Origin of the sequence: Salmonella sp. SAL00653 (assembly GCF_046552515.1) — a bacterium.
GTDB lineage: Bacteria > Pseudomonadota > Gammaproteobacteria > Enterobacterales > Enterobacteriaceae > Salmonella > Salmonella enterica.
The window spans coordinates 123,974-137,384 of sequence record NZ_JBGDTY010000008.1; the positions used below are offsets into that span (position 1 = coordinate 123,974).

Genomic DNA, 13,411 nt, shown 5'->3' on the forward strand with positions numbered 1-13,411 from the left:
CTACGCGCAATCGCAGAAATCAGAAAAGCAGCGATGCCGTTGAATCCAGCGCCGCACGACGGCGTTTTTCCGCGCTCAGCTGTTCAAGCTTATTGCGGTCCACGCAGATGAGGGCGTGCGTTGGGCAAGCGGCCATACAGGCCGGACCGGCCTCACGGTGGTGACACAGATCGCACTTGTTGGCTTCGGCTTTTTCAGCACGCACGTTCAGCCCCGCGCCGCTATTGCGAACCACCGGACGTACCACCACTTCCATGGCGCCGTAAGGACATGCCACTACGCAAGTTTTACAGCCAATGCAGCGTTCCTGCATCACATGAACAAAGCCTTTGTCACGGCTGATGGCGCCATTCGGGCAAACGTTGGCGCACGGCGCGTCTTCACACTGGCGACACAGCGTTGCCGTGGAAACGTTCACGCCTTTGATGACATGGATACGAGGTAAAAAGGTTTCAGGGGTCAGCGATGCGCAATCCTGATTTTCCTGATGGGATACGACGCAAGCCACTTCACAGGTACGGCAACCAATGCACTTACTCGCGTCTGCAATGATGAAACGGTTCATCAAATTCTCCAGCAATAACAGATGATGTGCCGATATATACACGAATCGTGCCAATTTTTATTTCATTGTTATTTAAGAATATTATTTCTATTTTCGTGAGCATTTACGTGTCATCGTCACAAGTGTCGATGACACGTAATGTCGCCAGTGGTGGTCAAGATTTGCAGTGATAGCTAGCCAACTCTGCACCGCAACTGGCATCAATCCTGATTAACGCCTGGCAATACGTTACCGCGTATTAAACAGCGCTGCGTAAGGGAAAGATCGTCCGTTTGCGGATTCCTTCCGGCAATAGGTTTGATAATTAATTTACGGCCAGGATAGTGATTAAAACGGGTCAGCGCCGGATAACTCAACCGGCCAAACCAGCCGTGTACGCGCTGCCAGCGGGCGTCCTTCACCTGATATAAATTGGTTATCCAGTAGCCTGAGTCAAATTGCATATCCAACAGTTGCGTGCGCCCATTGCCCTGTAAATCAAGCAAATCATCAACGCCAGTATCGGTGGCGGTATAAAACCCCCACGGTTCAAAGACGCAGGGGCGGCCATTCTTGAGAAAGGTGAAAATGATGTATTGCGCGCTCGGCGCCAGGCCCAACCCAGGATTGCCCAACCAGATAACCAGATCCTGAATGCCGTTACGATCGAGGTCAGCGCGATAAAATTGCGCATTACCCGCCAAATTAATCAGCCTTCCCACCGGGACAACCCACGAATTACCGGCTCTGTCTTTTCCGCTAATCCGCCATTCGTTATCTTTTTTCGGCTCCGGCAGTAGCGTCACGCCACTGACTCCGACCTGGCGAAAATGCCAGGTCTGGTCGGGCGATACAGAATAAGGCAGGGTCAACAGCGGCTTCAGCGCACGCTTTTGCGCATATTCACCGTCGCTCATCGGCAGGTAACCGACAACACCGGTGGCCAGTGCGCGTGCGGCGAGGCAGAGAAATAGCAGTCCGCTCCATACGATAATCTTCACGCTCTTCTTACCGCCTATGCCGGGTAACACAAATTCTCCCTAAATATGTGCGCATTTTACGCCTCCGGCGCTTCCAGCGCGGCAAATCCGCCGTTTCCCTGCCAGCCTTCCAGGCGCTGATAGACGATATTTACCGCGTCCTTAATCGGTTGAGTCATCGGATAATAAAACCCGACGATATCCGGCTGGATACCAAGAAAAATCACCTCGCCGACATCCTCTTTCAGCTGATCGATAAGGTAGTTGAGCGGCATATTGTGGGTGGTCATCATAAACATTTCGGCAATATCATCCGGATCGATAATGCGGATCTCGCCCGGATTAAGTCCCATGTCGGTGGCGTCGACAATCAACAGACGCTGCGGGCGCAGTTCGCGAATCGCCACAATGTCGTTTTCCGGCGCGCTGCCGCCATCAATCACCACCCAATTCCCCTTCGGCTGCGCCGCGCACATTTCCGCCAGTAATGGGCCTGCGCCGTCGTCGCCCATCATGCTGTTGCCGACACAGAGTAAAACGTCAGTCACGAAGCCTCCTCACCATCAGGTAGATGGCGCTTTCCTGATGAATGTCATGCAGCATACTGAGCATCAGTTTGCTCCATTCTTGCTGCTGCGGGGTCTGCGCGGCGCGCGCCTCATCAAACGCGCGCGCCAGCATTTGCACATGGTTGAAATCGATGACGATCTCGCCATACTTCGGCACGCCTTCCATTTTACGCCGGGCATCGCTACCGGCTTCCAGGGTGGCGATCCACGCCAGATACTCATCCCATGGGCAGGTGAGCGCGGCCTCCAGACAATCGATAACCCCCAGGTGGTGACCAATCGCCAGGCTGTAATAGACAACCTGCTGCGCCTCGGCAGGCGTCGCATCGTTCTCATCAATAAACTTACGGCTCAGTTGACTGAACACCACCTGTTCGCTCATCGGATACGCGCCTCTTCAACAACATGATTGAGATGGGTGACAATTTCGGTTAAACGCGGATCGTTTTCCGCTTCCAGCCAACGCGCCACTTGCTGCTCGCCCTGCCCCAACTGTGTCAGGTAATCATCGGCGATCTGACGACCATAGCGATAACCCGCCAGCCGGCGCGCCGCGCGATCCACCTTCACGCGCAGCGGCTGCACCATATCCGGATGCAGGATCTCTGCGGGCTGATCGTCCAGCTCACCCGGCGCGCGGGCGTGGATTTTCTGCTCCAGCAGGCCAAGCGCCATTGCAAATCCGTACAGCGTGGCGGCAGGCGTTGGCGGGCACCCCGGAATGTACACATCCACCGGGACGATTTTGTCGGTACCGCCCCAGACGCAGTAGAGATCATGGAAGATGCCGCCGCTGTTGCCGCAGGCGCCGTAAGAGATACAAATTTTCGGGTCCGGCGCCGACTGCCAGGCGCGCAGCGCCGGAGAGCGCATGGCGCGGGTCACCGCGCCGGTAAACAGCAGAATATCGGCATGACGCGGCGACGGTACTACTTTGATGCCGAAACGCTCGGCATCAAACAGCGGCGAAAGCGTCGCAAAGATTTCGATTTCACAGCCGTTACAGCCGCCGCAGTCCACGCGGTAAACGTATGCCGAACGCTTAATATTTTTCAGTAAAGACGCCTTCATGCTGGCGATGGATTCATCCACCGTCATCGGTACCGGAATGCCGTTGGCGTCACGCGGGCCTAATAAATTGCTCATTAGCTGACCTCTTTCATATGGCGAGTCAGTTCAATACGGTCGGACGGCACCAGGCATTTCTGACGCTTACAGTCCGGGCAGGTCTCAAAGCTTTCGCGGTGGTTTTCCGCGCGGCTGTCGCCGTTGTGCGCAAGCAGCGCAATGGCGTAGTCGATCTCTTTCTGTACCGCGAAAGGACGATTACACACGCGGCAGTTGCACAGCGCGAAGCGGGACTGTTGCAGGAAGTCTTCTTTCTTCCACACTGCCAGTTCGTATTCTTGCGACAGTTTGATCGCCGCCGTCGGGCAAACTTCTTCGCAGCGACCGCAGAAGATGCAGCGGCCAAGATTGAACTGCCACGCCAGCTCATTGGTTGCCAGTAAGGTTTCCACCGTCAGCGCGTTCGACGGGCAGGCATTAACGCAGGCGGCGCAGCCGATGCACTGCTGCGGATTATGTTCCGGCTTGCCGCGGAAGTTTTTATCAACCGCAATCGGCTCCAGCGGATAAGACGAGGTCGCCGTGCCGGTTTTGATAACTTTTTTGATAAAGGTAAACATGGCGATTCCTTATTTCAGCGGCGAGTTTTTACGCTCAATGCTGTAGCGCTCAAGTTCTTTGTACGGCACGACTTTGCTCTTCTTCTTACGCACATCGACCACGGTCATCCGGTCGGTACAGGAGTAGCAAGGGTCGAGGCTGCCGATAATCAGCGGCGCATCAGAAACGGTGTTGCCGCGCAGCATATAGCGCAGCGTTGGCCAGTTGGCGTAGGTCGCCGCACGGCAGCGCCAGCGGTACAGCTTCTGGTTGTCGCCGGTCATGCTCCAGTGGATATCATCGCCACGCGGCGCTTCGGCAAAGCCGAGCGCAAAACGGTGCGGAATATAGGTAAAGCCTTCCACCATCAGCGGGCCGCCCGGTAGATTATCCAGACCGAAATCGATCATATTCAGCGAGGTGTAAACTTCGTTGATACGGACTTTCAGACGAGAAATCACATCGCAGCCCTGCTCGCTATGTACTTCCATCGGCAGCAGGCCATAGCTCACAAACGGGTGGTCGGCGCGGGTGTCGCGGGCGTGACCGCTGGCACGCACCATCGGGCCGACATTACTGAAGTCGCGGGCAATTTCCGGGTCCAGACGACCGATACCCACGGTACGCTGTTCCATATTCGGCGTGCTCAGCAGCATGTCCACCAGCTCCTGCACGTCACGACGCATCTGCTGCGCCAGTTGACGGGTCTGGATCATGTCTTCTTTCAGCAGATCGCGGCGAATCCCGCCGATCAGGTTCAAACCGTAAGTTTTGCGCGCGCCGGTAAGGATCTCTGCCATTTTCATGGAGGTTTCACGCACGCGGAAGAACTGCATAAAGCCGGAGTCAAAACCGGTAAAGTGGCAGGCGAGGCCTAGGTTCAGCAGGTGCGAGTGCAGACGCTCCACTTCCAGCAGAATGGCGCGGATCATCTGCGCACGCTCCGGCACCTGAATGCCCATCGCGTTTTCCACGGAAGTGGTGTAGGCAGTGCTGTGCGCGAAGCCGCAGATACCACACACGCGATCCGACAGGAAGGTGACTTCGTTATAACCCATGCGGGTTTCCGCCAGTTTTTCCATACCACGGTGGACGTAGAACAGGCGGTAGTCGGCGTCGATAATGTTTTCGCCATCGACGAACAGACGGAAGTGGCCCGGTTCATCGGAGGTGACATGCAGCGGGCCAATCGGCACCACGTTATTTTTCTTGTCACCCAGCTCGTTAATGAACTCGTAGGTTTCCGCATCGGTGGTCGGCGCCGGGCGCTGACGATAATCCATGCTGTCTTTACGCAGCGGATAGAGTTCATCCGGCCAGTCGTCCGGCAGCACCAGACGGCGCTCGTCCGGCAGACCGACCGAGATTAAACCGTACATGTCGCGTACTTCGCGCTCACCCCACACGGCAGCCGGCACGCGCGGCGTAACGGATGGGAATTCCAGCTTATTGGCATCTACTTCAACGCGAACGGTAATCCAGCACTTCGTGCCCTGCTCCATCGACAGCACGTAATAAACGGCATAGTGGCCGCACAACTGGCGTTCGTCATTACCGAACAGCACCGACAACCACCCACCCTGCTGGTAGTAAAGAAACTCCACCACTTCCGGCAGATAGTTCACTTTTACCGTAATAGTCAGCTGATCTTTGGTCTGCCAGGCTTCGTCCAGCACGACGCCCGGAAACGCCTGGTGCAGCGCCGCAAGGTATTGTTGACCTAATTTTTCTTCAGACATGCTCAAACTCTCTTAAATCACGCCGCCAGCAAGGAGACGAAGGCTAAAAACGCAAACCCAAAACCGGCCCAGGTCACGCGTGAAGTGGCGCAAAAACGCAGTCGCGCCATGCTGTTTTCAAACAGGGCGATCACCAGTACGCCGACAATCAGCTTGACGACGGCAATCACCAGCGCCAGCAACAGTCCGCCTGCGCTGAAGGTTTCCATCTGTCCCCACGGCAGAAACACGCCGACGAACATTTGCAGCACCACCAGTTGCTTAAGGCTGATGCCCCATTTCAGCACCGCAAAGCCGCTACCGCTGTATTCGGTCAACGGCCCTTCCTGCAACTCCTGCTCCGCTTCCGCCAGGTCGAACGGCAGCTTGCCCATTTCGATAAAGGTGGCGAAGGCGCAGGCGCACAGCGCCAGAATCAGCGGAATACTGCGCGCGACAGGCCAGTGATAAATGGTATCGGCGATATTGCTGATATGAGTTGAACCCGCCACCTGCGCGGCGACCCACAGACCCAGCAGCAGAATCGGCTCCACCAGCACGCCGAGCATCGCTTCACGGCTGGCGCCGATCGCGGTGAACGGACTGCCGGTATCCAGGCCTGCAATAGAGAAGAAGAAGCGCGCGATGGCGAACAGGTAAATCAGGGTGATTAAATCACCCAGTTGCGGCAACGGAGATCCAACGGTGACGACCGGCAGCGCGGTGGCGATAGTCAGCATCACGCCGACCATCACAAACGGCGTCAGGCGAAAAACCCAGCCGGAATCAGCGGGCGCAATACTCTGACGACCGAGCAGTTTGATAATGTCGCGGTACTCCTGCAACACGCCCGGCCCACGGCGATTGTGTAGACGGGCGCGCGCCACGCGAGTAATACCGGACAGCAATGGCGCAACGGCAAATAGCACCAGCGCCTGAATTAACGGATAAAACACACTCATTTTCAGGCTCCTCATGAAACCACAATCACCACCAGCACCGCCAGCTCAATCAGCGCCAGACGACGGAACAGCACCGCGGCCGCCGCGTTCTGCCAGCCCGGCACCAGCGATACCGGGTTAAGCCATTTACGCAGTTTAAGTACCGGGGCAAAGGCCTCTTTCACCGGCATGGCGAAACCGTGCGCGGTAATCACCATCGACTGCTCATGGTCGTAGCCGCACACCCAGGCCGCGCCGCGAGAACGCGACGGCAGACGGTTGCCTTTGAATATCGCCATAATGATGAACGGCAGTAGCGGACAGGCGACCAACAGCAGCGTGATCATCGGCTGCGATACGGTGGTGTGCGCGGTTTCCAGCGGCAACGGTACCGCAGTGGAAATCATCGGCAGCAGCCACGGCGCGGCAACCCCGCCCAGTACGCAGCAAATCGCCAATGCCACCACGCTGACGCCCATCAGGATCGGCGCGCAGCTGGCATTTTCAGCTTCCTTCGTGCGCGGCGCGCCAAGGAACGTAACGCCATACACTTTCGCCATACACATCACCGCCAACGCGCCGGTAATCGCCAGGCCAACCGCCAGCAGCGGTCCTAACAGACGACCAACAAACGCGCCGCTGTTGCCCAGTTTGAAGAAGGACTGGTAAATCACCCACTCGCCGGCAAAGCCGTTCAGCGGCGGCAACGCCGCCATCGCCATCAGACCGACCAGCATGGCGATAGAAATAACCGGCATCCGTTTACCAATACCGCCCAGTTTTTCGATATCGCGATGACCGGTACGGAACCAGATGCTGCCCGCGCCCAGAAACAGCACGCTTTTGAACAGGCTATGGTTCAGCAGGTGATAGAGCCCGCCGGTCAGACCCAGCGCGATCAGTACCGGCTGATTGAGAGCAATCCCGGTAACGCCTGCGCCCAGACCGAGCAAAATGATGCCGATATTTTCCAGCGTGTGATAGGCCAGCAGGCGCTGAATGTTATGCTCCATCAGCGCGTACAAACCACCGACAAAGGCGGTGATCATCCCAAGCACCAACAGCGCCACGCCCCACCACAGCGGCGCATTGCCGCCAAGCAGAGATAGCGTGAGAATGCCCAGCAGCCCGATTTTCATCACCACGGTCGAGAACAGCGCGGCGGCGGGAGCGCTGGCGTTGGCGTGCGCCTGCGGCACCCAACCGTGTAGCGGGATAATCCCGGCCAGCAGGCCAAAACCGATAACGCCGAGCAGCCAGATATCGGAGCCCAGCGGCAGTTGCTGAGCGCGTTGATCCAGCAGCCCCAGATCCAGCGTGCCGTAGCGCTGCCACACCAGCCAGCAGGCGATTGCCAGCAGCAGCGTACCGAGACGGCCCAGCGCAAACCACAGTTTGCCCTCTTTGCTACCGCCGGTGAGGAACACGGCGCAGAGCGCCATGATTTCCGCCATTACCACCATCGTCCCCAGATTACTGGCGACCACGGCGCAGACGGCTGCCGCCATCAGCAGGTTGATCAACAGTCCGTTGGCTTTTACCTGTGGATGGCGATGCCAGTCGATATTGAACAGGCTGACGAACAGACCGCACAGCCCCAGTGTAATCAGCCAGATAGCATTCAGCGGCGTAATTTGCAGCATGTGGCCGGTAAACGGCATCACGCCGCTCACCGTAACGGCGCTGGTCAGTGCGATGAACCCCGCGCCAGCCGTATACAGGCTGCCGACCGCGCCGCCGATACCGGCAATCCAGCCGCTCAGCGCTTTATGAAACGAAAACAGAAACGCCAGAACGGCGGCGGCGGCAAACCACGCGACGCCGCTAGTAATCAGTGAAAGTGAACTCATTATGCATCCCCACTCTGAGCCTGCTGAAACAAGGAGAGATCGCCAAAATCGGTATTAAACGTCAGCTCACGTTTACGTTTGCTGGCGCGGGCGATATCCGTGTTATCCACCAGGTGTAGCGCTTTAGTCGGGCACATCCGCACACAGGCCGGGCCTTGCTCGTCAAAGCTGCACAGGTCGCATTTCACCGCGATAGCGCGTACGCCCGGCACCCAGTCGAGCAACGTACTGACGCGCGCAGGCGCGGGCGGCGCGGGCGGCGCTTTCGGCGTATTGGCGTTCGCCGGAATATGCAGCGGACGGCTGCCGGAAAACTCAATAGCGCCAAACGGACAGGCAATACCACACAGTTTGCAGCTCACGCACAGGCTTTCATTAAGCTGGACAGCGCCGTCAACGCGATTAATCGCGTTAACCGGGCATACCGTGGCGCATGGCGCATCTTCACAGTGGTGACAAAGCTGCGGCGCAGATTCTTTTTCATTCAGCATCACTTTCAGGCGCGGCATTGACTGCAGGCCATGCTGGCGATGCGTCTCTGAACAGGCGGCCTCACAGGTGTGGCAGCCGATACAGAGAGTGGAGTCAGCAATTACAAAACGATTCACCAGGCATTCCTCAGGTGATTGTCATTTTTGACGAAAACATGCCGTTGAAATGTCATTTTCGACACTTATCGACACGCCCATCCCCAAAACATTCATGACATGGCGCAACGCCACATCGCGAATCAAAGCGGGCAACGCCTCAGACTTATACCGCCGGGCTGTGTCCCTTTACCAATTGACGCAAATTAACCGGCGAGTTGGTTTCTACAGCGGTATAGAGGCTGTCGTAAACGCTGGCGATTTTTTCCAGATAGTGCTCCAGCACCTGCTCGCGATCGCGGTTGTTAACCCGTTCATCAACCTTGCCGTCGATATCGAGCTGCGCCTGTGCAATCAATTGTTTATCTTCGCCATCTTTGGTTTCAACGTAGTACTCAATGGTGTGGCTGTTAAAACCATCCGCCAACGCGACGTAAATACGAAAGTGCTCAAACAGGACAAAGCAAAGATCCCTTTCCGGCGCGCAGCTCATTGCGTGATGCAGGCGCGCTTTCGAGAGGGTGATCCCCTGAACCAGCGAGTTGCAGTAAATATGCCACTGGTCCTGTAGGCGACGATGCCGTTGCGCGATGTAATCGGCCTTTTCGCTTATTTCCCAAATAGTCATGTCAGGTTACCCGTTTAACAGAGATGCCTGCGTTAAGCATTTTCCATGCCAATTTTTAACTTATTGTTTTTAATGGCAGACGAGCACAGTCACTGCCGTTTCGACGCGGTGACGACATGTCATTTCGTCATCGTCGACATTAACCTGCCAGGGGATAAAAATATTGGCATAAATATTGCTTTACAGGGGCAACCACTACGGGAGGCGATATGCACGAAATCACCCTCTGCCAACGGGCACTGGAATTGATTGAACAACAGGCTTCAGCATACGGTGCAAAACGTGTGACAGCCGTCTGGATCAAAATTGGCGCATTTTCTTGCGTGGAAACCAGCGCTCTTTCCTTTTGTTTTGATCTGGTATGCCGCGGCACGATAGCAGAAGGTTGTAAACTGCACCTCGAAGAACAGGAAGCCGAATGCTGGTGTGAGCATTGTCAACAATATGTCACGTTGTTAACCCACCGTGTACGTCGTTGTCCGCAATGTCATAGCGATACGCTGCGAATTGTGGCCGATGACGGCTTACAAATTCGGCGCATAGAGATTGATGAAACTGAAGATTAATGCCGGATAGACGCTCGCGTCGCCATCCGGCAGAAAGCCTGTAACAAGAAAAAGATCAGGAGTAAGCGATGTGTACGACTTGCGGTTGCGCTGAAGGCAACCTTTATATAGAAGGCGATGAACATAATCCGCACTCAGCGTTTCGTAGCACGCCCTTTGCCCCAGCGGCTCGCCCGGCGCTGAATATTACCGGCATTAAAACGCCTGACTTTGCCCCAAGTCAGACCGCAGAAGGCGATCTGCATTACGGCCACGGCGAAGCCGGAACCCACGCGCCTGGTATGAGTCAGCGGCGGATGCTGGAGGTTGAAATCGACGTGCTGGACAAAAATAATCGTCTGGCTGAGCGCAACCGCGCCCGTTTCGCCGCCCGCCAGCAACTGGTGCTCAACCTGGTGTCCAGCCCCGGGTCCGGTAAAACCACCCTGCTGACTGAAACGCTAATGAAATTGAAAGACCGTGTACCGTGCGCGGTGATTGAAGGCGACCAGCAGACAGTGAACGACGCCGCCCGCATCCGCGCTACCGGCACGCCCGCCATTCAGGTCAACACCGGTAAAGGCTGCCATCTTGACGCGCAAATGATCGCCGACGCCGCGCCGCGCCTGCCGCTGGATGACCATGGTATTCTGTTTATCGAAAACGTCGGTAATCTTGTCTGCCCGGCCAGCTTCGATCTGGGCGAAAAGCATAAAGTCGCAGTGCTTTCCGTGACCGAAGGTGAAGATAAGCCGCTGAAATATCCCCATATGTTTGCCGCTGCGTCGCTCATGCTGCTCAATAAAGTCGATCTGCTGCCCTACCTCAATTTTGACGTTGAGAAGTGCATCGCCAGCGCGCGTGAAGTGAACCCGGAGATTGAAATTATCCTGATTTCCGCCACCAGCGGCGAAGGCATGGATCAGTGGCTGGCCTGGCTGGAGGCGCAGCGATGTGCATAGGCGTGCCGGGTCAAATCCGCGCCATTGACGGCAATCAGGCAAAAGTTGACGTCTGCGGCATTCAGCGCGACGTCGATCTCACATTAGTCGGCAGTTGTGATGAAAACGGTCAGCCGCGTCTGGGTCAGTGGGTGCTGGTTCATGTCGGATTCGCCATGAGCGTCATTAACGAAGCGGAAGCGCGCGACACGCTCGACGCGCTACAAAATATGTTTGATGTTGAGCCGGACGTCGGCGCACTGCTGTATGGTGAGGAGAGATAATGCGTTTTGTTGACGAGTACCGTGCGCCGGAACAGGTAATGCAGCTCATTGAACACCTGCGTGAACGCGCCGCCCTTCTTCCTTACACTGCCGAACGTCCGTTGCGCATTATGGAAGTCTGCGGGGGTCATACCCACGCAATTTTTAAATTTGGTCTCGATCAGTTACTGCCCGAAAACGTGGAGTTTATTCACGGCCCCGGTTGTCCGGTCTGCGTGCTGCCGATGGGACGTATCGACAGTTGCGTGGAAATCTCCAGCCATCCGGAGGTGATTTTCTGCACCTTTGGCGATGCCATGCGCGTGCCGGGGAAACAGGGTTCGCTGTTGCAGGCTAAAGCGCGCGGCGCGGATGTGCGTATTGTTTATTCTCCGATGGACGCGCTGAAGCTGGCGCAGGATAACCCGACCCGCAAAGTGGTATTTTTCGGGCTGGGCTTTGAAACCACCATGCCGACCACCGCCATCACGCTGCAGCAGGCAAAACAGCGTGACGTGCGAAACTTCTACTTTTTCTGCCAGCACATTACGCTGATCCCGACGCTGCGTAGCCTACTGGAGCAGCCGGACAACGGCATTGACGCCTTTCTTGCGCCAGGCCACGTCAGCATGGTCATCGGCACCGAGGCGTACCAGTTTATCGCCGCCGATTTTAATCGCCCGCTGGTGGTAGCTGGATTCGAACCGCTTGATCTACTGCAAGGCGTGGTCATGCTGGTTGAGCAGAAAATAGCGGCCCTAAGCCAGGTTGAAAACCAATACCGTCGCGTGGTGCCGGATGCCGGAAACATGCTGGCGCAGCAGGCCATTGCCGATGTGTTCTGCGTTAATGGCGATAGCGAGTGGCGCGGTCTGGGCGTGATTGAATCCTCCGGCGTCCACCTGACGCCGGAGTATCAGCGCTTTGACGCCGAAGCGCATTTCCGCCCAGCGCCGCAGCAGGTCTATGACGATCCGCGCGCCCGCTGCGGCGAAGTGCTGACCGGCAGATGCAAGCCGCATCAGTGCCCGCTATTTGGTAAAACATGTAATCCAGAGACCGCGTTCGGCGCGCTGATGGTCTCTTCCGAAGGCGCATGCGCCGCCTGGTATCAGTATCGTCAGCAGGAGTGTGAAGTTTGAACAATATACAACTCGCCCACGGCAGCGGCGGCCAGGCTATGCAACAGTTGATTAATAGCCTGTTTATGGAGGCCTTTGCCAACCCGTGGCTGGCGGAACAAGAAGATCAGGCGCGTCTGGAGCTGGCGCAGCTGACGGCGGAGGGCGACCGTCTGGCGTTTTCTACCGATAGCTATGTGATCGATCCGCTCTTTTTCCCCGGCGGCAATATCGGCAAACTGGCGATTTGCGGTACGGCGAACGACGTTGCGGTGAGCGGCGCGATCCCCCGCTATCTCTCCTGCGGCTTTATCCTTGAAGAAGGGCTGCCGATGGAGACGTTAAAAAGCGTGGTCAATAGCATGGCGGCGACCGCGCGGGAAGCGGGTATCGCCATTGTAACCGGCGACACCAAAGTTGTGCAGCGCGGCGCGGCGGATAAATTGTTTATCAACACTGCCGGCATGGGGGCGATTCCCGCCGATATTCGCTGGGGCGCGCAAACGCTGAGCGTTGGCGATGTGCTGTTAGTCAGCGGTACGCTTGGCGATCACGGCGCCACTATCCTCAACCTGCGTGAGCAACTGGGACTGGATGGCGAGCTGGCGAGCGACTGCGCAGTATTAACGCCGCTTATTCAGACGCTGCGTCATATTGACGGAGTGAAGGCATTGCGTGACGCCACGCGCGGCGGCGTGAATGCGGTCGCCCATGAGTTTGCGGCGTCCTGCGGTTACGGTATTGAATTGTCCGAATCCGCACTGCCGCTCAAACCTGCCGTGCGCGGCGTCTGCGAGCTGTTGGGGCTGGATGCCCTGAACTTTGCCAACGAAGGAAAACTGGTGATTGCCGTTGAACGGCAGGCCGCAGATCGGGCGTTGGCGGCATTACGCGCGCATCCGCTGGGACGTGATGCGGCGCTGATTGGCGAAGTCGTGGAACGCAAAGGCGTTCGCTTAGCCGGACTCTATGGCGTGAAGCGAACCCTTGATTTGCCACACGCCGAACCATTACCTCGTATATGCTAGCAGCCTGTTGACAGCATACTGTAAGCCG

At 56.7% G+C, this 13,411-nt stretch carries 16 protein-coding genes; 5 read left to right on the forward strand and 11 right to left on the reverse strand.

From position 1 onward, the window contains the following. Window positions 1-19: 19 nt before the first annotated feature. The 11 genes from hydN to hycA all read right to left on the reverse strand — a co-directional run bounded on the left by hydN (window position 20) and on the right by hycA (window position 9,485). Window positions 20-565, reverse strand: a complete 546-nt coding sequence (gene hydN / locus ACLJRU_RS11490; protein ID WP_001078791.1) for an electron transport protein HydN — start codon at window positions 563-565, stop codon at window positions 20-22. 200 nt (window positions 566-765) lie between these two features. Next, window positions 766-1,575, reverse strand: a complete 810-nt coding sequence (locus ACLJRU_RS11495; RefSeq protein WP_001540768.1) for a hypothetical protein — start codon at window positions 1,573-1,575, stop codon at window positions 766-768. Between the two features lie 26 nt (window positions 1,576-1,601). Next, window positions 1,602-2,072 carry a hydrogenase maturation peptidase HycI gene (gene hycI / locus ACLJRU_RS11500; RefSeq protein ID WP_000132981.1) on the reverse strand — a complete coding sequence of 157 codons (471 nt, stop codon included), beginning with the start codon at window positions 2,070-2,072 and terminating at the stop codon, window positions 1,602-1,604. Further along, window positions 2,065-2,475: a formate hydrogenlyase maturation HycH family protein gene (locus tag ACLJRU_RS11505; protein ID WP_000003725.1), complete on the reverse strand. Its 411-nt coding sequence runs from the start codon at window positions 2,473-2,475 to the stop codon at window positions 2,065-2,067. The genes hycI and ACLJRU_RS11505 overlap by 8 nt, the downstream gene beginning before the upstream one ends. After that, window positions 2,472-3,239, reverse strand: coding sequence for a formate hydrogenlyase subunit HycG (hycG, locus tag ACLJRU_RS11510; protein ID WP_000067419.1), 768 nt, complete (start codon window positions 3,237-3,239; stop codon window positions 2,472-2,474). The genes ACLJRU_RS11505 and hycG overlap by 4 nt, the downstream gene beginning before the upstream one ends. Then, window positions 3,239-3,781 carry a formate hydrogenlyase subunit HycF gene (hycF, locus tag ACLJRU_RS11515; protein WP_000493773.1) on the reverse strand — a complete coding sequence of 181 codons (543 nt, stop codon included), beginning with the start codon at window positions 3,779-3,781 and terminating at the stop codon, window positions 3,239-3,241. The genes hycG and hycF overlap by 1 nt, the downstream gene beginning before the upstream one ends. Window positions 3,782-3,790: 9 nt before the next feature. Beyond that, window positions 3,791-5,500: a formate hydrogenlyase subunit HycE gene (hycE, locus tag ACLJRU_RS11520; RefSeq protein WP_001540770.1), complete on the reverse strand. Its 1,710-nt coding sequence runs from the start codon at window positions 5,498-5,500 to the stop codon at window positions 3,791-3,793. 17 nt (window positions 5,501-5,517) lie between these two features. Further along, on the reverse strand, window positions 5,518-6,441 hold the full coding sequence (locus ACLJRU_RS11525; protein WP_000110563.1) for a respiratory chain complex I subunit 1 family protein: 924 nt from the start codon (window positions 6,439-6,441) through the stop codon (window positions 5,518-5,520). An 11-nt stretch (window positions 6,442-6,452) separates the two neighbouring features. Continuing rightward, a complete protein-coding gene (gene hycC, locus ACLJRU_RS11530) occupies window positions 6,453-8,270 on the reverse strand; it encodes a formate hydrogenlyase subunit 3 (RefSeq protein ID WP_001540771.1) in 1,818 nt (605 codons plus the stop codon). Further along, window positions 8,270-8,878 (reverse strand): formate hydrogenlyase subunit HycB, encoded by a 609-nt coding sequence (gene hycB / locus ACLJRU_RS11535; RefSeq protein WP_001079162.1) that lies wholly within the window; start codon window positions 8,876-8,878, stop codon window positions 8,270-8,272. The genes hycC and hycB overlap by 1 nt, the downstream gene beginning before the upstream one ends. 145 nt (window positions 8,879-9,023) lie before the next feature. Further along, window positions 9,024-9,485, reverse strand: coding sequence for a formate hydrogenlyase regulator HycA (gene hycA, locus ACLJRU_RS11540; protein ID WP_000158074.1), 462 nt, complete (start codon window positions 9,483-9,485; stop codon window positions 9,024-9,026). A gap of 209 nt (window positions 9,486-9,694) precedes the next feature. Here hycA and hypA point away from each other — a divergent pair, with 209 nt between their 5' ends. The 5 genes from hypA (at window position 9,695) to hypE (ending at window position 13,383) form a co-directional block, all read left to right on the forward strand. Continuing rightward, window positions 9,695-10,051 carry a hydrogenase maturation nickel metallochaperone HypA gene (hypA, locus tag ACLJRU_RS11545; protein ID WP_000544461.1) on the forward strand — a complete coding sequence of 119 codons (357 nt, stop codon included), beginning with the start codon at window positions 9,695-9,697 and terminating at the stop codon, window positions 10,049-10,051. Window positions 10,052-10,119: 68 nt separating this feature from the next. Next, entirely contained in the window at window positions 10,120-10,992 is an 873-nt protein-coding gene (hypB, locus tag ACLJRU_RS11550) for a hydrogenase nickel incorporation protein HypB (protein ID WP_000337650.1), read from the forward strand. Then, entirely contained in the window at window positions 10,983-11,255 is a 273-nt protein-coding gene (hypC, locus tag ACLJRU_RS11555; protein WP_000334871.1) for a hydrogenase 3 maturation protein HypC, read from the forward strand. The genes hypB and hypC overlap by 10 nt, the downstream gene beginning before the upstream one ends. Continuing rightward, window positions 11,255-12,376: a hydrogenase formation protein HypD gene (gene hypD, locus ACLJRU_RS11560; RefSeq protein WP_001540773.1), complete on the forward strand. Its 1,122-nt coding sequence runs from the start codon at window positions 11,255-11,257 to the stop codon at window positions 12,374-12,376. The genes hypC and hypD overlap by 1 nt, the downstream gene beginning before the upstream one ends. After that, entirely contained in the window at window positions 12,373-13,383 is a 1,011-nt protein-coding gene (gene hypE / locus ACLJRU_RS11565; protein ID WP_001059962.1) for a hydrogenase expression/formation protein HypE, read from the forward strand. Before hypD ends, hypE begins: the two co-directional genes overlap by 4 nt. Window positions 13,384-13,411: the final 28 nt, after the last annotated feature.

What these genes read in the sequence shown, in the direction of transcription:
- hydN (WP_001078791.1), bottom strand. Translation starts at nt 565, where the DNA reads ATGAACCGTTTCATCATTGCAGACGCGAGTAAGTGCATTGGTTGCCGT.
- ACLJRU_RS11505 (WP_000003725.1), bottom strand. Translation starts at nt 2,475, where the DNA reads ATGAGCGAACAGGTGGTGTTCAGTCAACTGAGCCGTAAGTTTATTGAT.
- hycG (WP_000067419.1), bottom strand. Translation starts at nt 3,239, where the DNA reads ATGAGCAATTTATTAGGCCCGCGTGACGCCAACGGCATTCCGGTACCG.
- hycF (WP_000493773.1), bottom strand. Translation starts at nt 3,781, where the DNA reads ATGTTTACCTTTATCAAAAAAGTTATCAAAACCGGCACGGCGACCTCG.
- hycE (WP_001540770.1), bottom strand. Translation starts at nt 5,500, where the DNA reads ATGTCTGAAGAAAAATTAGGTCAACAATACCTTGCGGCGCTGCACCAG.
- ACLJRU_RS11525 (WP_000110563.1), bottom strand. Translation starts at nt 6,441, where the DNA reads ATGAGTGTGTTTTATCCGTTAATTCAGGCGCTGGTGCTATTTGCCGTT.
- hycC (WP_001540771.1), bottom strand. Translation starts at nt 8,270, where the DNA reads ATGAGTTCACTTTCACTGATTACTAGCGGCGTCGCGTGGTTTGCCGCC.
- hycA (WP_000158074.1), bottom strand. Translation starts at nt 9,485, where the DNA reads ATGACTATTTGGGAAATAAGCGAAAAGGCCGATTACATCGCGCAACGG.
- hypA (WP_000544461.1), top strand. Translation starts at nt 9,695, where the DNA reads ATGCACGAAATCACCCTCTGCCAACGGGCACTGGAATTGATTGAACAA.
- hypB (WP_000337650.1), top strand. Translation starts at nt 10,120, where the DNA reads ATGTGTACGACTTGCGGTTGCGCTGAAGGCAACCTTTATATAGAAGGC.
- hypC (WP_000334871.1), top strand. Translation starts at nt 10,983, where the DNA reads ATGTGCATAGGCGTGCCGGGTCAAATCCGCGCCATTGACGGCAATCAG.
- hypD (WP_001540773.1), top strand. Translation starts at nt 11,255, where the DNA reads ATGCGTTTTGTTGACGAGTACCGTGCGCCGGAACAGGTAATGCAGCTC.